At 61.5% G+C, this 21,590-nt stretch carries 19 protein-coding genes and 1 pseudogene; 5 read left to right on the top strand and 15 right to left on the bottom strand.

Annotated elements, in window-relative coordinates; genetic code table 11:
- Positions 1 to 105: 105 nt before the first annotated feature.
- The 5 genes from AB4O09_RS12035 to AB4O09_RS12015 form a co-directional block, all read right to left on the bottom strand.
- Positions 106 to 1,944 carry an amidohydrolase gene (locus AB4O09_RS12035; RefSeq protein WP_003203401.1) on the bottom strand — a complete coding sequence of 613 codons (1,839 nt, stop codon included), beginning with the start codon at positions 1,942 to 1,944 and terminating at the stop codon, positions 106 to 108.
- A gap of 118 nt (positions 1,945 to 2,062) precedes the next feature.
- Positions 2,063 to 2,701 (bottom strand): antibiotic biosynthesis monooxygenase, encoded by a 639-nt coding sequence (locus tag AB4O09_RS12030; RefSeq protein ID WP_013693717.1) that lies wholly within the window; start codon positions 2,699 to 2,701, stop codon positions 2,063 to 2,065.
- On the bottom strand, positions 2,694 to 3,107 hold the full coding sequence (locus AB4O09_RS12025; protein WP_003203404.1) for a DoxX family protein: 414 nt from the start codon (positions 3,105 to 3,107) through the stop codon (positions 2,694 to 2,696). Before AB4O09_RS12025 ends, AB4O09_RS12030 begins: the two co-directional genes overlap by 8 nt.
- On the bottom strand, positions 3,104 to 4,051 hold the full coding sequence (locus tag AB4O09_RS12020) for a LysR family transcriptional regulator (RefSeq protein ID WP_013693718.1): 948 nt from the start codon (positions 4,049 to 4,051) through the stop codon (positions 3,104 to 3,106). The genes AB4O09_RS12025 and AB4O09_RS12020 overlap by 4 nt, the downstream gene beginning before the upstream one ends.
- A 66-nt stretch (positions 4,052 to 4,117) precedes the next feature.
- On the bottom strand, positions 4,118 to 4,939 hold the full coding sequence (locus AB4O09_RS12015; protein ID WP_003203408.1) for an alpha/beta fold hydrolase: 822 nt from the start codon (positions 4,937 to 4,939) through the stop codon (positions 4,118 to 4,120).
- Between the two features lie 234 nt (positions 4,940 to 5,173).
- On the opposite strand from AB4O09_RS12015, the gene AB4O09_RS12010 reads away from it, so the two are divergent.
- Positions 5,174 to 7,963, top strand: coding sequence for an ATP-binding protein (locus tag AB4O09_RS12010; RefSeq protein WP_460108261.1), 2,790 nt, complete (start codon positions 5,174 to 5,176; stop codon positions 7,961 to 7,963).
- On the opposite strand, the gene AB4O09_RS12005 is transcribed toward AB4O09_RS12010, so the two are convergent.
- Complete coding sequence (locus AB4O09_RS12005; protein ID WP_043042509.1) at positions 7,925 to 9,412, bottom strand: ATP-binding protein; 1,488 nt, start codon at positions 9,410 to 9,412, stop codon at positions 7,925 to 7,927. The genes AB4O09_RS12010 and AB4O09_RS12005 overlap by 39 nt on opposite strands.
- Before the next feature lie 183 nt (positions 9,413 to 9,595).
- Complete coding sequence (locus AB4O09_RS12000; RefSeq protein WP_003203414.1) at positions 9,596 to 10,546, bottom strand: GlxA family transcriptional regulator; 951 nt, start codon at positions 10,544 to 10,546, stop codon at positions 9,596 to 9,598.
- A 320-nt stretch (positions 10,547 to 10,866) separates the two neighbouring features.
- Here AB4O09_RS12000 and AB4O09_RS11995 point away from each other — a divergent pair, with 320 nt between their 5' ends.
- Together AB4O09_RS11995 and AB4O09_RS11990 are read left to right on the top strand one after the other, a co-directional pair.
- Positions 10,867 to 11,589 (top strand): pirin family protein, encoded by a 723-nt coding sequence (locus tag AB4O09_RS11995; protein ID WP_460094978.1) that lies wholly within the window; start codon positions 10,867 to 10,869, stop codon positions 11,587 to 11,589.
- Between the two features lie 380 nt (positions 11,590 to 11,969).
- Complete coding sequence (locus tag AB4O09_RS11990; protein WP_027911976.1) at positions 11,970 to 12,383, top strand: hypothetical protein; 414 nt, start codon at positions 11,970 to 11,972, stop codon at positions 12,381 to 12,383.
- Positions 12,384 to 12,503: 120 nt separating this feature from the next.
- Here the strand turns inward: AB4O09_RS11990 and AB4O09_RS11985 are convergent, their stop codons facing one another.
- Positions 12,504 to 13,547 carry a GlxA family transcriptional regulator gene (locus AB4O09_RS11985; protein WP_003203420.1) on the bottom strand — a complete coding sequence of 348 codons (1,044 nt, stop codon included), beginning with the start codon at positions 13,545 to 13,547 and terminating at the stop codon, positions 12,504 to 12,506.
- Between the two features lie 204 nt (positions 13,548 to 13,751).
- Between AB4O09_RS11985 and AB4O09_RS11980 the strand changes: the two are divergent.
- Positions 13,752 to 14,921, top strand: a pseudogene (locus AB4O09_RS11980) (HAMP domain-containing protein); the annotation flags it as partial.
- Positions 14,922 to 14,927: 6 nt separating this feature from the next.
- Positions 14,928 to 15,782, top strand: a complete 855-nt coding sequence (locus AB4O09_RS11975) for a methyl-accepting chemotaxis protein (protein ID WP_375538864.1) — start codon at positions 14,928 to 14,930, stop codon at positions 15,780 to 15,782.
- A gap of 83 nt (positions 15,783 to 15,865) precedes the next feature.
- On the opposite strand, the gene AB4O09_RS11970 is transcribed toward AB4O09_RS11975, so the two are convergent.
- From AB4O09_RS11970 to AB4O09_RS11940, 7 genes are all read right to left on the bottom strand, one after another.
- Positions 15,866 to 16,732 (bottom strand): DMT family transporter, encoded by an 867-nt coding sequence (locus AB4O09_RS11970; protein ID WP_460094976.1) that lies wholly within the window; start codon positions 16,730 to 16,732, stop codon positions 15,866 to 15,868.
- Positions 16,722 to 16,991, bottom strand: coding sequence for a transcriptional regulator (locus tag AB4O09_RS11965; protein ID WP_414880764.1), 270 nt, complete (start codon positions 16,989 to 16,991; stop codon positions 16,722 to 16,724). The genes AB4O09_RS11970 and AB4O09_RS11965 overlap by 11 nt, the downstream gene beginning before the upstream one ends.
- A 5-nt stretch (positions 16,992 to 16,996) precedes the next feature.
- Entirely contained in the window at positions 16,997 to 17,635 is a 639-nt protein-coding gene (locus AB4O09_RS11960) for a dimethylsulfonioproprionate lyase family protein (RefSeq protein WP_414880763.1), read from the bottom strand.
- A 43-nt stretch (positions 17,636 to 17,678) separates the two neighbouring features.
- Positions 17,679 to 18,677, bottom strand: coding sequence for an Ldh family oxidoreductase (locus AB4O09_RS11955; protein ID WP_373557691.1), 999 nt, complete (start codon positions 18,675 to 18,677; stop codon positions 17,679 to 17,681).
- Between the two features lie 88 nt (positions 18,678 to 18,765).
- Positions 18,766 to 19,665, bottom strand: a complete 900-nt coding sequence (locus AB4O09_RS11950) for a glycine betaine ABC transporter substrate-binding protein (RefSeq protein ID WP_013693738.1) — start codon at positions 19,663 to 19,665, stop codon at positions 18,766 to 18,768.
- A 200-nt stretch (positions 19,666 to 19,865) separates the two neighbouring features.
- Positions 19,866 to 20,801: an electron transfer flavoprotein subunit alpha/FixB family protein gene (locus tag AB4O09_RS11945; RefSeq protein ID WP_013693739.1), complete on the bottom strand. Its 936-nt coding sequence runs from the start codon at positions 20,799 to 20,801 to the stop codon at positions 19,866 to 19,868.
- Positions 20,801 to 21,550 (bottom strand): electron transfer flavoprotein subunit beta/FixA family protein, encoded by a 750-nt coding sequence (locus AB4O09_RS11940; RefSeq protein ID WP_003203436.1) that lies wholly within the window; start codon positions 21,548 to 21,550, stop codon positions 20,801 to 20,803. The genes AB4O09_RS11945 and AB4O09_RS11940 overlap by 1 nt, the downstream gene beginning before the upstream one ends.
- Positions 21,551 to 21,590 lie beyond the last annotated feature (40 nt).

Here is a 21,590-nt window from a genome sequence, read left to right as displayed (position 1 = left end):
GAGCGAGCCTGCTCGCGATGACGGTGTGTCAGCTTGCGGCGATGTCGGATGTGCCGACGCCTTCGCGAGCAGGCTCGCTCCCACAGGGGAGAATCGGTGTGTTAGTCAAAAAGCAAAGCAGGAACAGCCAAACGCGCCCCAGAAGCCTTGGAAATCGCTGACCGGGACGTTCGACAACCTCGCCCGTTCATGGCTGTGGGAATGCACCGTGCACGGACCGCTGCACTGGTGGACCTGGGCCTGCAACGGCGACGTCGGGCGCCAGTGCCCTGGGACCTTGACCACCGGCGACCAGTCCGGCAGCACCGGGACGCTGGCCGGCCCGAGTTTTTCGAAGTCGCCGGCGGCATACACCACCTTGCCGTCGACCACGGTCAGCACCGACTCGATCCACTTGATGGCTTCTTCCTCGACGCTGAAGAAGTCCGCGCTCAGGGCCGCCAGGTCTGCCAATTGGCCGACCTTGATCTGGCCTTTCTTGCCCTGCTCCGATGAGAACCAGGCGCTGCCGTGGGTGAACAGCTCCAACGCGGTCAGGCGCGGCAGGCCCTCTTCGTGCAACGAAAGGCCGCCGACCGTGCGCCCGCTGACCATCCAGTACAACGAGGTCCACGGGTTGTAGCTGGAGACGCGGGTGGCGTCGGTGCCAGCGCCCACCGGCACGCCTTCGGCGAGCATGCGCTTGATCGGCGGCGTGGCTTCGGCGGCCTTGGCGCCGTAGCGGTCGACGAAATATTCACCCTGGAAGGCCATGCGATCCTGGATCGCAATCCCGCCGCCCAACGCCCGTACGCGCTCGATGTTCTTCGGCGTGATGGTCTCGGCATGGTCGAAGAACCAGGGCAGGCCGTTGAACGGAATGTCGCGGTTCACCTTCTCGAACACATCGAGCATGCGGCTGATGGATTCGTCGTAGGTGGCATGCAGGCGGAATGGCCAGCGCTGCTCCACCAGGTGCCGGACCACCGGCTCCAGGTCCTGCTCCATGCCCGGCGGCAGGTCCGGGCGCGGCTCGAGGAAGTCCTCGAAATCCGCCGCCGAGAACACCAGCATTTCCCCGGCGCCGTTGTGCCGCAGGAAGTCATCGCCCTGGTGCAACTTGACGCTGCCGGTCCAGTTCTTGAAGTCGCTGAGTTCTTCCTTGGGCTTCTGGGTGAACAGGTTGTAGGCGATGCGCACCGTCAACTGCTGCTCGCGGGCCAACTGCTCGATCACCGCATAGTCGTCCGGGTAGTTCTGGAAGCCGCCGCCAGCATCGATGGCACTGGTCAGGCCCAGACGATTGAGTTCACGCATGAACTGGCGAGTGGAGTTGACCTGGTACTCCAACGGCAGCTTCGGCCCTTTCGCCAGCGTCGAATAAAGGATCATTGCGTTAGGCCGCGCCACCAGCATGCCGGTGGGCTCGCCCTTGCTGTCACGCACGATCTCGCCACCCGGCGGGTTCGGCGTGTCACGGGTGTAGCCGGCCACCCGCAGCGCGGCACGGTTGAGCAAGGCACGGTCATACAGGTGCAATACGAACACTGGCGTATCGGGAGCAGCCTGGTTGAGCTCTTCCAGGGTCGGCATGCGTTTTTCGGCGAACTGGAATTCGTTCCAGCCGCCCACCACACGCACCCATTGTGGCGTCGGCGTGCGGTCGGCCTGGTCCTTGAGCATGCGCAAGGCATCGGCCAGGGATGGCACGCCCTCCCAGCGCAGCTCCAGGTTGTAGTTCAGGCCGCCGCGGATCAGGTGCAAGTGCGAGTCGTTGAGCCCGGGAATGACGGTGCGGCCCTTGAGGTCGATGACCTGGGTGCCGCTGCCACGCAAGGCCATGGCCTCGGCGTCGGTGCCGACCGCGACAAAGCGCCCCTGGCTGATGGCAACCGCACTGGCGCGGGGCTTTTCACGGTCGACGGTATGGAACTGGCCATTGAACAGAATCAGATCGGCGTTCATCGGATTTCCTTCTGGATGAGTAGAGGCAAGGGACAGCCGCGGCCAGAAAGCCGCCGCAGCGCTGAGCAAGGACCCGGCGGCGAGCAATTGGCGGCGCAGCGGATCGGTTGGGTCGTCCTTATTGGCCATGGCCGGGCTCCAGGTGCACGTGGGCTTTCGAGGCCTCAAGCCACGGTGCGAACAGACGGGTCGCCAGCGGCATGCACACGTACACCACAGAGAGCACGATGGTCAGGGTGATCAGGAACGTGGCGACCACGTAGTTGGAAAGAAAACTGTTGAGTTGCAGCAACGGCCCCCAGATCAGCGGTACCAGCAAGGTATGCGGCAGGATCACCAGCAGCGTCACCACGGCCTGCTTCCAGCGCGGCGGCGGTGTAGCCGCATCGGCCAGCGGGGTGAACCAGAACTCCTTGTGCGACCCGACTTCGGTCTGGTCACCGTCGGCCAGCAACGGCATGGCCTCCTCCACCAGTTCGCGGCGCTCGGGCGAGTCCAGCCAGCGCTGCATGGCCTCGGTGGAGCAGAAACGCAGCACGCAGGTGAACAGCGCCAGCCCGCCCTGCTTGCCCCGCACCACATCCACCCCCAAATGACCCGGCCACTGGCCGGCCACGCGCACCGTGCGACGCAACCAGGCCTCGTAGGCAGCCTCCTGGCCAACCTTGATCCGGTGCTTGACCACCAAGGTCACGATTTCATCGAAGCCGGGCCTGGCCGGGCTCGCGGTGGATTCAACGGTTTGAGACTCAGACATGGCGAAGCACTCCAACAAAACGCGTATTGATTGCCAGGCGTCCGGGCCCGGCGATAAACACACTGGTAAATACGATCAACAGCAACCAGCCGAACTGGCCTTCTTCCAGGCTCCATTGCGGGTGCACCACCAGCAGCGCCACCGCCAGCAGAAACAGGATCGGCAGGCACGCCAGGCGCACCAGAACACCGGCCATGATCAGCAGCGGACACAGCACCTCGGCGAAAATCGCCAGGATCAGGGTCGGCGCCGCGCCAAGGTGAAACGGGTCTTCGATACGGGTCAGCTCGACGCTGTAGTGCAACAGCTTCGGCAGCCCATGGACCCACAGCAGAAACAATCCGCCGCTCAAGCGCAGGAACAACAAGCCCAGATCCTGCAGCGGGCGCTCATCAGTCATGTTCATCGGTGGGCTCCGTCCGCAGTGATCGAGGCCGCCGCTGGCAGCGGTTGGGACATGTGACTGGCAATGCGCGAACGCAGCCAGCGCTCGGCCGGGTCGTTGTCATGCACGCCGCTCCAGACCATCGACAGTTCAGCGGCATTGATCTCGAACGGCGGGTCCTCGGCGCGCAGTGCGCAGCCTTCCACCAGCGCGCAGGCCGCATAGTCGGGCACGGTGGCGATCAGCTCGGTGCCGGCCAGCAAGGCCCGCAGCCCACTGAACTGCGGCACCGCCAGCACCACTTTGCGGGTCCGGCCGATGCGGGCCAGGTCCAGGTCGATGTTGCCGCTCAGGTCGCCCGAGAACGAGACCATGGCGTGGGGCCGCGAACAGTATTCATCCAGGGTCAAGGGCCCCGGGCGCTTGTCGCCACGCAAGACCTTGCAAGGAATGTCCCGCAGTTTCTTGCGCTTGGCATTGGCCGGCAGATCGGTGGTGTAGCTGACGCCGACGCTGATTTCACCGCTGGCCAGCAGCGACGACATCAGCAGGAAGTTGGCTCGGCGCACCACCACGATGATCCCCGGCGCTTCTTCGCGCAGCTGGCTCAGCAGCGGTGGAAACAGGCCGAATTCGGCATCGTCGGACAGACCGATGCGAAACACGTCGCAACTGGTGGACGGATCGAACGCCTTGGCCCGGCTGACCGCGCCAGAGATAGTGTCCATGGCCGGTTGCAGCTCTTGCAGGATCGCCAGGGCCCGCGGCGTCGGCTCCATGCCGCGACCGTGGCGGATCAGCAACGGATCATCGAACAGATCCCGCAGCCGCCCCAGCGCCGCGCTCACCGCCGGCTGGCCCATGAACAGCTTTTCGGCGACACGGGTCAGGTTTTTCTCGAACATCAGCGCCTCGAAGATCACCAGCAGGTTCATGTCGAGACGGCGTAAATCATTGCGGTTCATGGGTGTTGTTCCTGTTGAATGCCAATCCTGTGGGAGCAAGCTCGCTCCCACAGGTGTGTGGCTTGATCAACCCTGGATGAACGCCAGCAGGTCCGCGTTCAGGCGGTCCTTGTGAGTGTCGGTCAGGCCGTGGGGCGCGCCGGGGTAGATCAGCAGCTGCGAGTTCTTGAGCAACTTGGCGGCGGCGATGCCAGCCGTTTCGATGGGGACCACCTGATCGTCATCGCCATGGACCACCAGGGTCGGCACGTCGATGTTGCGCAGGTCTTCGGAAAGATCGGTCTCCGAGAACGCCTTGATGCAGTCATAGGTATTCTTGTGGCCGGCGAGCATGCCCTGCATCCAGAACCAGTCGATCATGCCTTGGGAGACTTTGGCGCCCGGACGGTTGGCACCGAAAAACGCGCTGGCCACATCCTTGTATAGCTGAGAACGGTCGGCCAGGGAGGCCTGGCGGAAACCGTCGAACACTTCCACAGGCAGGCCGCCGGGGTTGGCCGGGGTCTTGAGCATCAGCGGCGTCACCGCCGAAATCAGGCCGAGCTTGGCGACACGGGCAGCACCATGGCGGCCGATGTAGCGCGCCACTTCGCCACCGCCAGTGGAGAAGCCGAGCAACACCGCGTCCTTCAAATCCAGCCGCTCGATCAGCTCGGCCAGGTCATCGGCGTAGGTGTCCATGTCGTTGCCGTCCCAGGGCTGGCTGGAGCGCCCGTGCCCACGGCGGTCATGGGCGATTACCCGGTAGCCGTTGGACGCCAGGAACATCATCTGCGCCTCCCAACTGTCCGAGTTCAACGGCCAGCCGTGGCTGAAGACCACCGGTTGACCGCTGCCCCAGTCCTTGTAGTAAATCTCGGTGCCGTCGCGGGTGATGAAGGTGCTCATGACGTGACTCCTTGAGGTGGGTGGATCGCTTTATGGTCCGGCCATGGGGGGCACCTGCGTGAGTTAAACGTTGTTAATTTTTTCGGAACCGGCGTGTTAAAAGCCCGCTCCCTCGCCACAGGGTCCGGCGGCTGGAAGGCAGGGAGTAGAGCCTGCGCCGTTGCGCTTGAAGCCAAACCTGAGGAATATGCTCGGGTAAAGCCCAGGCACCGGGACCAGAACATTGAGAGCAACATGAGCCAATACCTCAGCCTGCCCGTCGAACAGACGGTGCATTTCGGCCCTTACCGAGCCCATCCTCGCCAACGCCTGGTGCTCGAGGGTGGGCAACCGTTGCGCCTGGGACGGCGGGCCGTGGAAATTCTGCTGGTGTTGCTCGAGCACGCCGGCGAGGTGGTGAGCAAGCAGCAACTGATCGCCCGGGTCTGGCCCAGGAGCGTGGTGGAAGACACCAACCTGCGCGTGCACGTCGCGGCACTGCGCAAGGCCCTCGGGGATGGCCAGGCCGGGCAGCGCTACATCGTCACCGTGGTGCAGCGCGGCTACAGTTTTGTCGCGCCGCTGTCATTCGAGCCGTTCGACCAATGGGCGCACATCCCTCATCCGTCCTTGACGCGCAACCTGCCTCTGCAACGCACGCGCATGATCGGGCGCCAGGCCCTGGTGGAAAACCTGGTGGCCCAGCTACCGAGAAAACGCTTCATTACCCTGGTCGGTACCGGCGGCATCGGCAAGACCACCGTTGCCCTGCGGGTCGCTGAACGGCTGATCGGCCAGTACCGTGACGGCACGCATCTGCTGGACCTGGCATCGCTCAACGACGCGGCCATGATCGCCCCCAACCTGTGCGCCTTGCTCGACCTGCCACTGCAGGACGGTGATCCGCTGGACGCCATCGCCCGGCAGCTCAAGGAGCGGCATCTGCTGCTGGTGATCGACAACTGCGAGCACCTGATCGACGCCATCGCCCTGCTCAGCGAAACCCTGCTGCGCGGCGCACCCCACCTGCACATCCTGGCCACCAGCCGCGAAGGCCTGCGCGCCGAAGGCGAACACGTGCAGCGCCTGGACGCCCTGGCGTTCCCGCCCCGGGAAATGCCCATCGAGGGCTACCCCGCCCTGGAATACCCGGCGCTGCAACTGTTTGCCGAACGGGCGATGGCCAGCCGTGACGACTTCGAACTGAGCGACCGCGAGGTGCCGTTGGTGGTCGACATCTGCCAACGGCTGGACGGCATTCCCCTGGCCATCGAGCTGGCTGCCGCGCAAATCGGCCGTTTCACCCTGGAGGAGCTTCACCGGCAACTGCAAGACAGCGTCGCCCTGCTTCACAACGACACCGACGCCGCACCGCGCCAGCAAACACTGCGCGCCACGCTGGACTGGAGCTTCGCGTTGCTCACGGCCTGCGAACAGACCTGCCTGCGGCGGTTGGCGGTGTTCATGGGCAGTTTCAACCTGGCCTCGGCCGCCGCGGTGATCGTCGGCAAGCATGTCGCGCCCGAACAGGTGCTGGTGTCGGTCAGCCAGTTGGTCGCCAAATCGTTGCTCAATGTAGAGATCGGCGATGAAGAGGTGCGCTATCGCCTGCTGGACACCACCCGCCGCTATGCCTTGGAACAACTGGCCGAAGCCGGGGAGCTGGCGGTCAGCCAGGAGCGCCACGCCGAACGCTGCCTGGCGCTCATGGGACAAGCGGAAAACGATTGGGAAAACACCCCCACCCGACTGTGGATCGCCCGCTATGCCGACTATCGCGACGACATCCGCGCGGCGCTCGACCGAGGCTTGGGCCCGCAGGGTTCACACGCCGTAGCGATCCGCCTGACCGCCCGTACCCTGCCCCTCTGGCAGGAACTGTCGCTGCTCAAGGAACACGGCCTCTACGTCAACAAAGCACTGCAATTGTTGCGGGCCAGCCCCGCGCCATGCCCGCGCTTGACCCTGGCCCTGGAGCTGGCCCATGCCAGTTTCAACTACCACACCGAGGGCGGCACGCCGGCCACTGTTCGAGCCTTCGCCACGGCCCGGCAACTGGCCCGGCAATGCCAGGACCTGGCCAGCGAGCTGCGGGCCGTGTCCGGGCAAATGACCGTCGACCTCAGTTGCGGTGACTACCAACAGGCCTTGGCACACAGCCGGGATTTCGACCGGTTGGGCTTGCAGGGCGACCCGACCCTGTCCTTGAGCACCCAACGCCTGCGGGTGCTGGCGTTGCATTTCACCGGCGACCAGCGCGCGGCGCGGCGCGAAGCCGAACAGGTGATCCAGCGCCTGGCCCAGAGCGGTCACCTCAGCCGCTTCAGCCACGGCTTCGGCGTGCAATACGACCAGAGCGTGGCCGCGCTGACGGTTCTGGCGCGCATCCTCTGGCTGCAAGGTTTTGCCGAGAAAGCCCAGCGTACCGCCAACCTGGCGCTGCAGATCGCCGTGCAGATCAACCACGGTATTTCGATCTGCTACACCTTGGCGCTGGCCGGTTGCGTGATCGCCCACTACACCGGCGATCATTCGACTGCCCGGGAAAGACTCGACTTGTTGAAGCAGCAGGCCAAGAAACATTCGGTGATGCTGTTCCATGACTGGGCTTGCCATTACGACCACGCATTCGACGATCAGCCCCTGGCAACACGCCCGACAAACGGGTTGATCCAGGACATCGCCGTCACCCTGCGCAGCGACTTCGTCAGCCCGGCGCAAATCGAACGGGCCCGCAGCGGTGCCGCGGGCTGGTGTTCGGCAGAGATCCTGCGGGCCGGTGCCGAGACCTTGCTGGCACGCAATGAACCGTCCCAGGAAGAAGCCGCCGAGGCGCAACTGCTGGCCGCTCTGGCCGTGGCACGTCGTCACCAGGCCCTGGCCTGGGAACTGCGCAGCGCCACGTCCCTGGCCCGTTTGTGGCAGCGCCAAGGGCAGGCGCATGCCGCGCAGGCACTGCTCGGCCCCGTCTATCGACGCTTCACCGAAGGTTTCGAGACCCCCGACCTATTGGACGCCAGCGTGCTGCTCCAGGCGCTGACTTGACGGTTGGGGCCTTGAACGCCGGACTCCCCAGGCACCTTGCAGCACGTAACGCCGATGAAACACAGGCCACTGACCACTGCGCCGCAGTTTGTCCATGGCATAGGCGCGAGTGGTGTGGAGCAGATGGAAGCGCCCCCCTTCGGCAAGCGGTTCGACCATCAGCAGTGACACGCTCACCAGCCGCGACAGCAGCGAGGGTAATTGCCCGACACTCAGTTCAGCACAACTGATCACGGCCAGCGCCGCCTTGAGCGTAAACGGCCCCTCGAACACCGCCAGGCGCCGGAATGCGGTTTGTTCGTCAGCGCTCAAACGCTCGAAACTCGAGTCCAACACCGCCTCCAGGCTGCGGTGCCGGGCCACCGCCGTACGCCGCCCATGGCTCAAGAGTGATAAACCGTGATCCAGTTGTTCCAGGACGCCAGCCACTCCCAAGGCATCGACCTGGGCCGCCGCCAGTTCCAACGCCAGCGGCAATCCGTCCAGGCGCTGGCAGATCTGTGCAAGCGTCGGCCAGTCGCGGCCACCCGGCTTGAAACCCTCCTGCCGGGCACCAACCCGTTCCATCAGCAACTGCACCGCCGGGCATGCCTCGATCTGGTGCTCCGGTTCCAGGGGCGACGCCACGGCCAGGCCCGGCAGTGACACAATCCTTTCATCCGGCAAGTCCAAGGGTTCGCGACTGCTGAGCAGCAGCGACACCCCAGGCGCCGCAGCCACTGCCTGGACCAGCTCCCTACAAGCGTCGAGCAGATGCTCGCAACCGTCGAGCACCAGCAACATCCGACAGGGTTCGAGGCAGCGGGCCAAAGCACCCCGCTCCACGCCCAGCACGCCGGCCACTTGCGCCACCACTTGCGAAGGATCGCCGACGGCCGCCAGGTCAACGAACCAGGCACCGTCCTCAAAGTGTTCGAGCAGCAGCTCCGCCACCCGCAACACCACGGTGGTCTTGCCGACCCCGCCGGGGCCGGTCACGGTGGTCACGGATTGACGGGGCACTTGCGCCAGCAATCGTCCCAGGACTTTGTCGCGACCCACCACCGGGCTCAAGCGTGCGGGCAGATTGTGCCGCTCGGTTTGGGGGCTGAAAGGCGACTCAACGCGCTCTTGCGCCACCAGGGGCAGCGCAAGGCAATAGCCTTGTCGAGGATGATTGAGGATATAGCGAGCGCCGCCTCGCCCATCACCGAAGGCCCGCCGCAGCGCCGCGATGTGCACCCGCAGGTTGATGGCCTCCACGACGCTGTCTGGCCAGACGTGAGCGATGAGTGTTTGCTTGCTGACGTAGTGGCCGGCGTGCTCCACCAGCACCTGCAGGACGTCCAAGGCACGGCCGCCCAGCGCAAGGGGCTGACCGTCACGGGTCACCAGCCGCTGCTGCCGGTAGAAGGCGAACGGACCGAAGCCCACCGCCGGCTCGCTATCGGGTTTGACGTAACTGTTCATGGGCGATCCAGCGCCGGATAACCGGTGCGGGCGTCAGCGTGCGGATCACCGAACACGTCTGCCCAGGCTCCTGCGCATCCTTTCCAAAGGGTTCGCCGTTATCTTGGCAGGCGCAGGCCTCAGGACAATGCTGGCACAGGGAGCGCCACGGACATCACGGTGCCCTGGACGGACACCGATGGCTCAACTGAACTGCTGGCGATACTGCACCGGGGTCAGGCCGAGCTTTTCACCGAACAAAAAGCGCATGTGCCGCACGCTGCCGAAGCCACTGCGAAACGCCACGGTCTTGAGCGGCAGGTCGGTGGTTTCCAGCAATTGACGCGCCCGGTCGATGCGCGCGCCCTGCAGGAACTCCATGGGTGTCATCTTCACCTCACGGGCGAAGACCCGGGCGAAATGCCGCGCGCTCATGGCGGCCAACGCGGCCATGCGCTCGATGGTGAAGGGTTCATCCAGATGTTCCATCACATGATTCTGCACGCGGGTAATGGCCGATTCCTGCGTCGACACCGCCGCCACCGAGGGGCTGAATTGCGCCTGTCCACCCTGGCGTTTCATCACCACCAACAACACCTTGGCCACGTCCAACGCAACTTTGCGACCGTGGTCCTGAGCGACGATGGACAGGGCCAGGTCGATCCCGGCGGTGACGCCGCCGGAGGTGATCAGGCGCCGGTCCTGCAGGAAAATCTTGTCGGTTTCCACCAGCGCCTTGGGGAAACGTTGTATCAGGCGGTCGGTGTAATGCCAGTGGGTGGTGACGTGATAATCGTCGAGCAAGCCCGCCTCACCGAGCACAAAGGCCCCGGTGCAGATGGAGCCGTAGCGCGTAGCCCGTTGTGCCGCGGCCCGCAACCAGATGTGCAGCCCCGGATGCTGGTCGTTATAGGCCCCCGGCCCGCCCGGCACCAGCAACACGTCATAAGCCGCCCATGCCTGGTCGATATGGATATCGGCCTGGACCATCACGCCGTTGGACGCCCGCAATGCCCCGCGCTCGGTTCCCAGGGTCAGCAATTGATAACGCAGGTCCCCTGCGAGGTAGCGATTGGCGATGGAAAACACCTCCATAGGCCCGGCCATGTCGAGCAGCAAAAAATCCGGGAACAGCACCATTGCAACGGTTTTCATCGGGGATACGCCAAAAAATCCAGAACTTGTAGATGTCCCATGTGGGAGCGAGCCTGCTCGCGATAGCGGACAATCAGTCAACACAAGCGCAAGCTGGACCGACGCTATCGCGAGCAGGCTCGCTCCCACAGGTTTTATAGCTTCAAAGTCTCAGCATTATGTCGAAGCGAAGCATCTGCCGGTAGGGTTGTCTATTGTCCACCCAAAACGGACAGTCTTTCGTTTTTCACCTGCTTATTGAACATATGGATAACCATTAACCTTCTTCTGAACCCGGCGAACGGCCCAGCCGTCGCCCACAGACATCAGGAGAATTGATCATGCTGACCCTTCGCAAAGCTTCGGATCGCGGCATTGCCCGCCACGGCTGGCTGACCTCGTTCCACACCTTCTCGTTCGCCAACTACCGTGACCTCAACGAACAGGGCTTCTCCGACCTGCTAGTCATCAACGATGACCGGGTCGCCGCCGCCAAGGGTTTCGGCCAGCATCCCCACCGGGACATGGAGATCTTTTCCTATGTGCTCGAAGGGGCGCTGGAACACAAGGACACCCTGGGCACCGGCTCGGTCATTCGCCCAGGTGACGTGCAGTTGATGAGCGCCGGCAGCGGCGTGGCCCACAGCGAGTACAACCATAGCGCGGACGAGCTGGTGCACTTCCTGCAGATCTGGATCGTGCCCAACGTCAGCGGTGCCACACCACGCTACCAACAGGAGCATTTCAGCAGCGAGCAGAAACGCGGTCGCCTGCAATTGATCATCTCCCCCGACGGCGCCGACGGCTCGCTCCAAGTGCACCAGAATGCACGGGTCTACGCCGGGTTGTTCGATGGCCAGGAAAGCGCCACCTTGACCCTGGCCCCGGATCGCTATGCCTACATGCACGTGGCACGAGGCGCTGTCGAGCTCAACGGCATACCGTTACAGGAAGGTGATGGCGTGCGGGTGCGCGAGGAGCAGGTCCTGACCTTCAGTAACGGCCAGGATGCCGAAGTGCTGGTGTTCGATCTGCGGCCGCAGGAACTGCCACAGATGCCGTGAAGCAACCGTGCCCCCTTGTGGGAGTGAGCCAGCCCCCACAAGGGTTATCTTGCGCAATAAGCGAAGAAAGATTCGAAAGTCCTGAATCCATGATCAATGACGTATTTCAGGCGAAAAACATCTAAAAAAAATCAGCCAACCTGAATAATTCAGGCTTTGATATGGAGGGTGGCGTATTTGGAGAGATTCACTGGGCCGCCTCAAATGCGTTCCTCTGTTGCCACGAGCCAGGTCGATCTATAAAGTTCCCGAAACGATCTCGTTTCTGACCAATGGTCGTCGGATACTAACCAACGCAAATTGACTCAATGCACGCGCCAAGGCAAAATGATTTCACTTTGCCACTAATTCTCCTGACTTGCTTATTCACGGAAGAAAGCATGAAAATCGTTATATCCCTCGCGTTACTCTCTATTGCGTGCAGTGCGGCCGCGGACGTCCAGAACATCAAGTACCTCTACGATGATTCGGATGCGGTGTACTCCATCGTTTCGTTTGTCGACAGCGGTACCGCCATCCAGGCCACCGTTCAACGATCGGGCGCTTACTTCACCAACTATACAAAGCTTGAACTTGACTGCGCCAACCGCAATGTTCGGCACATGGGGATGTACAACAGTCTTTCAGGGGTGGAAAAAGCTCAGTTCGACCAGATGCAAGGACGAATCATCGACGGCTCGATAGCCGACGAAGTTGGAAAAGTGCTGTGCAAGGACACCACCTTGACCGCTTCGCAAGTCGCGCCACAAACTGAAGACCTGCCCACCGAAACACAAACAGACGATAACACCTGACTTATATTCGTCGCGCAGGAACTGTGTGGGAGTAAAGCTTGCCCCCATATAGTTCCCGCGCTAAAGCGCGGCAACGCCCTCTCCCCACCCTAACAACTCATCTCTGATTTGCCAGCGTCTTCATCGCACGGTTTGTTTGCGCTCCGATTTCGAGCGATAGCTACCAGGTGGCACACCAAAAAAATCCCGGAAACGACGCTGGAAGTGCGGGGAGCTGACGAAGCCCGTCGCGACGGCGATTTCGGTCACGGATCGATTGGTTTGCTGGATGAGCTGGCGGGCACGCGTCAAGCGCAGTTCCAGGTAATAGCGTGTGGGAGTCGCACCGAGAAAACTGCAGAACCGCCGCTCCAACTGCCGCTTGGAAATCTTGACGCACGCCGCCAGCTCATCGATGGTCAACGGCTCTTCTACGTTTTGCCACATCAGTTCCAGAGCCAGCTTGAGGCTTTCCGGCAGTGTCGGGTCGGTCTCGACGAAAACCGGCGGCAAGTCCGTCGCATCATCGCCAGACTCATCACAGCGAAGAATTTCCTCGATGGCGCCCACGAGCGCCGCCCCGCCCGTCTGGCGAATCAATTGGAGCATCATGCGCAGCGAACTGTTGGCGCCCGCGCAACTGACCCGCTCCCGATCAACCACATAGGCCCGGCTGGACACCTTCACGTGGGGAAACACCTCCGCCATCATGGCGCGGCTTTCCGGGTGGACAGCGCATTCGAAACCATCCAGCAGATTGGCATCGGCAACGAAGAAGGCACCGTTCCACAACCCGCCCAGGATCGCCCCGGACGCCGCATGGGCGCGCAGCTTGCGGCGCAGCAAGGGATGGCCTTGCAACTTCACGCGAAAGCCCCCGGCGACGATCAGCACGTCCTGGTTTTCCGGCATCTGCGCCAGTTCGATGTCGGTCGAGATGACAATGCCCAGGTCGCTCGTGACTTGCCCGCCTGAAACCCCCACCGTCAGCACCTCGTAGAGGGGCATGTCGCTCATCAGGTTGGCGGTCACCAGCGCATCCACCGCACCGGTGAAAGACATCATCGAGAAGTTGTCCATCAATACAAACGCGACGCGGATCGGCGCCTGGCTGGCGGGCGCCGCGCCGAGCGGTCGATAAGCCATGTTCTTGTTTTTGAGTACGCTCTCGAATGCGCTTGGCATAGGGCCTCGTTAATACATTAAAGACGATGAGGATTGCTGCACGAGGGTGCCTTGAACCCCAGGGCGAAGGCGCAGGGCAAACCACGTTATCTTCCAGACTAGTGACGCCGGCTGCAATCGCGCCTGCGCCGTCTACCGATCATCCCGCGCCAAAATGGCAAGCCTCAAGTGCCTACGACTTTGGTCGATACACTGGCAGTAGGCATGGGTGCTTTTCCCTTAAGAGACTCGCAACGCCAACCACTGCTGTTTCCGCCATCCAAACACTTAAAATATCCCGCGGGAGAAGTCATGAATATCAAACAGAAGCTGACATGGGCGTTCGCGGCCATCGCCTGCCTTCCGGTTATCCTGGTGGCGGTGCTGGTCGTGCTGAACCTGCGCGACGCCGCAAAAGCCAACTTTCTAGACAGCAGTGGCCGTGAAATCCGCCAGATCGACAACGGCATGAAGCAGTTCTTCGATGGCATCAGCCAGAACGTCGAACTCTTTGCCAGGGATCCGCGGGTCATCGCCGCCAAGGGCTTGAAAAACTATTCCAGCGCCGACGCCGCACAAGCCCCCTTCCCTGAGATCAATCAACAGCTTCTGGAGATCTTCGAAAGATTCGCCAAGAGCCATCCGACCACCGCCTATCTTTCCGTGGGCATGGATGACGGCGGTTACGCGAGCTGGCCGGACGATCCCAAAATGGCCAAGTACGATCCGCGCGTGCGTCCATGGTACAAGGCCGCCATGGCCGCACCGGGCACAACTGTGCGCACAGACGCCTATTACTGGGCGCCGGACGATGTGTCGCTGATCGGCACCGTACAAACTGTCGCTGACTCCAGCGGTAAATTGGTGGGTGTTGTTTGCCTGGACGTGTCGCTCAAACAGCTCACCGAACTGGTCAAGAACATCAAGCTGGGTGAAAGCGGCTACCTGATGCTGGTCGAAGCCAACGGCAACGTCCTGGTGGATGCTGCCGATGCCAAGCATAACTTCAAGCCGTTGGCCGACTTGGGCCCCAACTATGCCGAGCTGGCCAAAAGCAGCGATGGCGTGACCCAGATCGAGATCGACGGCGTGCCCTACATGGCCAACGTGGTCAGCTCCAAAGGGTTGGGCTGGCGCTTCATCGGCCTGATCAAGCGCGATGAAGTGATGGCCGAGGCTTCGAGCCTGACTTGGCTGATCGCCGCCATTGCTGCCGTACTGGCTGTGGTATTCGCTTTGGTAGGCGCCAGTTTCGCCAGCGTGATCGTGCGGCCGATTCGCGGTGTTGCCAACGGCCTGCAGGAAATCGCCGAAGGTGAAGGTGACCTCACCCGCAAACTCATCGTGCAAGGCAAGGACGAAACGGCCACCCTGGCGGGCTGGTTCAACCAGTTCCTGGGCATGATCGCGCAACTGATGCAGCGCATCGGCAGCGCCTCTTCCGACCTGCAAACCGCCGCAGCCGATACCAGCCACGTGGCCCAGAACATGAACGACGCTGCCGGGCGCCAGCGCCAGGCCGTGGAGCTGGTGAGCACCGCGTTCAACGAAATGGTTGCCACCGCCAACGAAGTGGCCCGCTCTTGCAGCCAGGCCGCCTCCAGTGCGGACGAAGGCTATCGCGATGTACACGATGGCCAGCATCACATCGGCGAAGCCACCGGCAGCGTGCTGAAACTGAGCGACGACCTGCAAAAGTCGACCCAGACCATGCAGGCGCTGGAACAGGACAGCAAGAACATCAACACCATCCTCGACACCATCCGCTCGATCGCTGAACAGACCAACCTGTTGGCCCTGAACGCCGCCATCGAAGCTGCACGGGCCGGCGATCAAGGTCGCGGGTTCGCCGTGGTGGCCGACGAAGTCCGGGCGCTGGCACGGCGTACCGCCGACTCCACCGGTGAGATCGACAGCCTGCTGGGCAACCTCGCACGGCGCACCCAGGAAGTGACCCAACAGATGCAAAGCAGCCTGCAGGTGTCGCAAACCAGCGTGGAGCGCATCCAACAGGCCCGCGACAGCTTCGACAAGATCCGCCACTCGGTGGACTCGATTCGCGACCAGAATACGCAGATCGCCACAGCGGCAGAGGAGCAGCACCAGGTGGCCGAAGACATCAACCGGCACATCGCGCAGATCCATGCCGATGCCCAGTTGGTCGAGGAATTCGCCCACTCGGCGCAGACCGGCTCGGGGCGTCTGACGGATATTTCCGGACAACTCAAGGGTTTGGTGGGGCGCTTCAAGTTCTAAGCGGTAGTGCCTGGGAGAGCCAGGGATGGCTCTCTGCTTATGACGACTGGACGGTAGGGAAAATCGCTGGCAAGGCGCTTGACCTACCCTTTCGCCTTGACTGCATACAGGCCACCGATCACCACCAGGCTAGCCCCTACCACTGTCCATAGGTCCGGCAATTCGCCGAACACGAACAGGCCGATGAACGTGGCGAATACCAGCAGCGTGTAATTGAAAGGCTGGAGCGTGGCCGCCGTCGCATACCTGAGCGCCTGGATGAGTAAAAGCTGGGCCACTACACCTGTGGTAGCAAGCACTCCCATCAAGACCCACTGCATCGGGCTCGGAACAACCCATCCGGGAAGGCCGGGTACGGTGACGGCCATTGCGCCGAAAAAACCCATGTAGAGCATGTTCGTAGCAAACGAATCGTCGCGGCTAATCCGCCGCGTCAACACATTGAACACAGCGAACCCCAGCGCGGACATCAAGGGAATCAGCGCTGCGAGTTCGAAGACACCGCCGCCGGGGCGAAGAATGACCAAGGTGCCCAGGAAACCTATCGCAGCGGCAATCCATCGACGCACGCCGACGAACTCCCCCAGCAATGCTCCCGCCAAGGCCAGCGTCATCAGCGGGAAAACCGCATACAAGGCATGCATCTCAGCCAAGCCAAGATAACGCAGGCCAAATCCAAACAAAGCGATTTCACCCACCCCAACCAGGGCACGAGTTATCTGGAGAAAGGGATGCTGGCTTCGACATGCGGTTCGCAAACTTCCCTGATAAACGCTATAGCCAACAGCAAACGCAAGGAATACCCAATAGCGCACCATGACGAGCTGGGCGACCGGGAGATCCCTTACCAGCACTTTGGTGACGCCATCCTGGCTGGCAAAGATCAGCATGGACAAAAGACACAAGGCGATGCCTAGCTGAGGCCGCGGCGCATCATAATCACGCACCATGCACACCGCCCTTGGCCGATGCCATCAGGGCGGTATCGTCACGCAGGCCTTTATTTGCGTGCTGTCGTGCGATGCTATGGCGCAACGTATCCCTCTCCAGCGTCTCGACCGCTACAAAGGCTTCAACGCCGGCCCCAGCTTCCACCTTTTCAATGAGATTCAAAATCGCCTTCTTCATGAACCAATGTGAGGTGCGATCCAACTTGGCCGCCGCCGATTTCAGCCTGGCACGCGTTTCCCCATCCAATTTGATACCCATTGTTGTTACCGACATAACTCAGCCTCTGAATGAAACAAGCCCCATAAAGCAAGCAGTGGAACGCACGTCGATCTCATTGCATGAATACAAGAAGGCGGATTGAAGACAACGCCCCCCGCACCAGGACTCCACCACCCAACATCCTCCCGATACCAGTCACCCGGCGAAAGAACGAGGTAGAACTCGGCAGGCGGGTGTTGGTGATAGGGGTAGCTGGTCTTGGGCATCATCAGCGCCAACCCCAAGGTCAAGGTGGAACATTCAAATAGCGCTCCAGGGCCGGCGATCATCCCGTGGCGATGGCGCTCCACAAAAGCGCTGTCCTGGTCGGCCCGGGCTTGGCGGTTTATCCAGGGAAGATGGGGCAAGAGCGTGCTCAGCGCAGCCAGTATCGATATCAGGTCATCATCGGTCCTGGGCGCAGCGTCAAGCGCCTCGGATAAGTGACGCTCCAAACACCGGGGCAGCACATTTGAAGTCTGCGCAGTCTTGCTGATATTCCATTGGGCCGTGCTCAGAGACGCGACATGTGCTGGCGCCTCATTGCAACCGCTGCCCGACAGGACGCTCTGGAGCGAACGCCTGAGCGACTTCCCACTACGGATAATGTCCTGGTCCCACGATGGATCTTCAGTGCTGTTCATCATCGTTTTCGATCCCATTTCCCGAGCAACTTATCGAACTGGCTTACAGACGGCTCAGCTGTTCCAACAGGTCAACGGGAACACTGATCCCATCATTCTGTGCGGTGCGCGTTAAGTGTTGCCGTTCCCATCCCGGCCTGTGGACGCCCATCTGCGTCAGGCGGGTCAGTTGGCTGGACAGTCGCTGTTCAAACCCGCTTGAAAAGAAGGCCGGCGCCAGGAGCAGGATCAACAGGCCACAGCCAGGCGTCTGGTTTCCCTGGTTAAACGCCGGCGCATCCAACGACCAGTTGGCACCCGTGAGCCCCGCCGCCAGGACCTCGACCATGAGCATCAGATTGGCCCCACGATTTCCGCCAAAAGGCAGCAGCGCACCGCTCAACGCCGCCAAGGCATTACGTGTGCCGTTGCCCTGTTGGTCCACCGCCCAACCGTCAGGGATGTCGCTGCCCGTCGAAGCGGCGTGGGCGATATTCACGAATGCCGCGGCACTGCACGCCTGGTCGAACATCAGCGGGATGCCGTCGGCTGAGGGCGCGGAAAATGAAAGCGGATTGGTCGAGTAGGTCTTGCCCTTGGCACCAGGAACGGCGACCAGGGCCGGCCCGTTTGCGACCGCCAATGCAATCAGCCCGGCCTGGGCAAACCGCAACGTGTAGTCACCCAGTTCACCGCTGGTGAAACTGTTGCACTGGCTCAGCGTTGCCATACCATTGGCGTGCGCGGCATGGCACAGCGAATCGAAACAGCGATCGACACCCAGTTGGGCAATTCCGCCTTGGGCATCGGACTTGAAGATAATCGCGCCAGCGCGGGAGATGCGTGGTTCGGCACGTGGATTGATTCGTCCGGAAGAAAAGCCCGGCAAGTAATCGGCGAGGTGGCGAAACCCCACGGCCTGGTTACCGCGCGCTTGCGCAGCCACGGTGGCGTGAGCCAATGAGAGGGCAACCGCGGGTGAGCAGCCCTTCGATTCACAGAGATGCTTCACCCAGTCGACCGCCTCATCCAGGGTAAAGCGACGATAGGCTGTGGTTTTCAAGGGTATCGCCTGAATGTTCGTTCGATGCATCCGATGCCCTTCACGCAGGACATCGGACTGCAACTCAACTATTGAATAGCAGCAGCCATCACTGGGACGGTGTGACGGAGGCGGTCTGACTGCCGAACATCGCCTCGAAGCGAGGCTTGTTGGCGGCGTAGTACTCTGCAACGACCTTGTCTGCCGAACTGTCACGGGCGGTGGACATCAACTTCTCAAGGTCAGCCTTGGGGATCTTGAAGTTGGCGAAGAACCGGGCGACATCAGGATGCTCGGCGCTGAAGCCTTTGCGGGCAACCGCATGGATTTGCTCAGCACCACCGAAAATCTGCTTCGGATCATCCAGGTAGCGCAGCGGCCACTTGGCGAACATCCAGTGGGGACTCCAGGCGTTGATCAACGACCATTTGTCACGCTTGATGTTGCGATCCAGCTCGCTCAGCATTCCAGACTCTGAAGAGGCGACCATCTTGTAACCATCGAGCTTATATTCCTTGATGGCCTTTTCCGTCAGCTTGTACTGACCATTGCCCACTTCCGACGTCAGGATCTTGCCGCCCAGTTTTTCCCGTACTTCAGGCTTGTTGAGGTCTTCGACACTGGCGATCTCGCTGGTCGGAATGGACGTTGGCACGGCCATGCCGATCCGACCTTCATACAGCACGCCGAGGTCTTCGAGCTTGTCCTGGTATTTGTCGTAGAACGCCTTGTGAGTGCTCGGCAGCCAGACCATCGGAATCAGGTCGATATTGCCGTTAGCCAGGGCCTGGAACTGAATGCCGATATCGGCGAGTACCAATTTGACCGGTTGCTTCAAGTGGTCACGCAATGCCGTATCTGCCAGCTTTACAGCGATTTCCGTATCCGACCAATTCACCCATCCAATACGGATAGGCGTGGGTTCCTCGGCGTGAGCCGTCAGGCTACCGGCGGCCATCGCCAGGCCTGCAAGCCAGCCGATACAAGTTTTACTGGATAACGTAATCATGGTGCATCTCCGCGTACTGTATTAATAGTTATTGGCAGGGCAGCAGAAGAATTAACTTCCCTCATAAAAGCAGAGTGCCATTACACCCTCAAGGGATTTTATGTTATGCATGGATAAGTTTTAGTTATACGAAAAGTCTTCATGTATTCAGGTCGTTCGGCCCTCCTCCGCCACTTGGCGGAGCTTATGAATGTAATCACTCACAATGCTTTTTCGAGCGCCGGCAAGGCCTCGAACAAATCCGCCACCAACATGTAATCCGCCACCTGGGCAATCGGCGCCTCGGCGTCCTGGTTGATCGCAACAATGACCTTCGAGCCACTCATGCCCGCCAAATGTTGAATGGCGCCGCTGATACCCGCAGCGATGTATAGCTCTGGCGCGACGATTTTCCCCGTCTGCCCGACCTGCAAATCATTGGGGGCAAAACCCGAATCCACCGCGGCACGCGAGGCCCCTACGGCACCACCGAGCTTGTCGGCCACACGCTCGATCAAGGCGAAATGTTCCTTGGATTGCATGCCGCGGCCACCGGAAACAACGACGCGGGCACTCGACAAATCGGGCCTTTCACTGGCCGTCAGTTGTTCGCTCACGAAACGCACGTTGCTTGCGCTTTGCCCGCCCTCCACCGCCACCACTTCGCAACGATGTTCATGGGACAAGGCCTGGGTGAACGCCGAGGCACGAACGGTCAGCAACTTGATCGGGTCAAGGGACTGCACCGTGGCGATGGCATTGCCGGCATAAATGGGACGCTGGAAGGTGTCCGCCGAAACGATGTGGGTGACGTCGGAGAGCATGCCGACATCCAGGCTGGCCGCGACCCGCGGCAACACATTGCGGCCCATGCTGCTGGCGTCGGCAACGACGTGCGTATACCCCTCGGCCACCAGTGAAGTGATCAGCGGTTGGGCATTTTCAGCCAGGGCGTTTTCGAACATCGCACCCTGTGCGAGCAGCACCCGGCCCAGGCCCTGGGTCAGTGCTGCCTGTTGCGCCACTGCCGACGCGTCCGTCCCGCCCATCACCAGCAAATCCGTCTCGGCACCCAGCGCCATGGCGGCGGTCACGGCACTCCACGTACCCGCCGTCAGCTCACCTGCACTGTGCTCGGCGATCACCAATGTGCGCATCAAATCACCCCCGCAACGTTTTTCAGTTTATCCACCAGCTCGGCCACCGAACCGACGTTGATGCCCGCTTTGCGCACCGCAGGCGGGACAACCCCTAACAATCGAGCGTGTTCCTTCACGCTCGCGCCCAAGGTGTCAGCAGCAATGATTTCAAGCGGTTTTTTCTTGGCTTTCATGATGTTCGGCAACGAGGCGTAGCGCGGTTGGTTCAGGCGCAAATCACAGGTCACCACGGCCGGCATGGCGAGGGCGAGCACCTGGCTGCCACCGTCGACCTCACGCTCGACCACCCATTGCCCGTCGACGTGATTGATTGCCGAGGCGTAAGTGGCCTGACCGCTGCCAATCAGCTGCGCGACCATTTGCCCGACCTGGTTGTTCTCCTGGTCGATCGCCTGTTTGCCGAACAGGATCAGTTGCGGCTTTTCCTGATCGATCACTTTGCTCAGGTACTTGGCGACGTTGAGCGGCTCGAGCAGCTCACTCGTCTCGACCAGCAGCGCCCGGTCCGCGCCGAGTGCCAATGCCGTGCGCAGTTGCTCCTGGGCGGCCGAAGTGCCCACCGAGACCACCACCACTTCGGATACCAGCCCCTTCTCCTTGAGGCGAATCGCCTCTTCCACCGCGATTTCGCAGAACGGATTCAAGGCCATCTTCACGCCATTGAGCTCGACGGCTGAACCGTCGGCTTTCACCCGGACTTTCACATTCGGATCGATGGCGCGTTTTACCGCAACGAGCACTTTCATAGTTCTTTGCATAGCCCCCTTGCACTCTGGATCGATGCGG

It is taken from the genome of Pseudomonas sp. H1_F01 (assembly GCF_054681425.1).
This window is presented reverse-complemented; position numbering and strand designations above follow the sequence as displayed.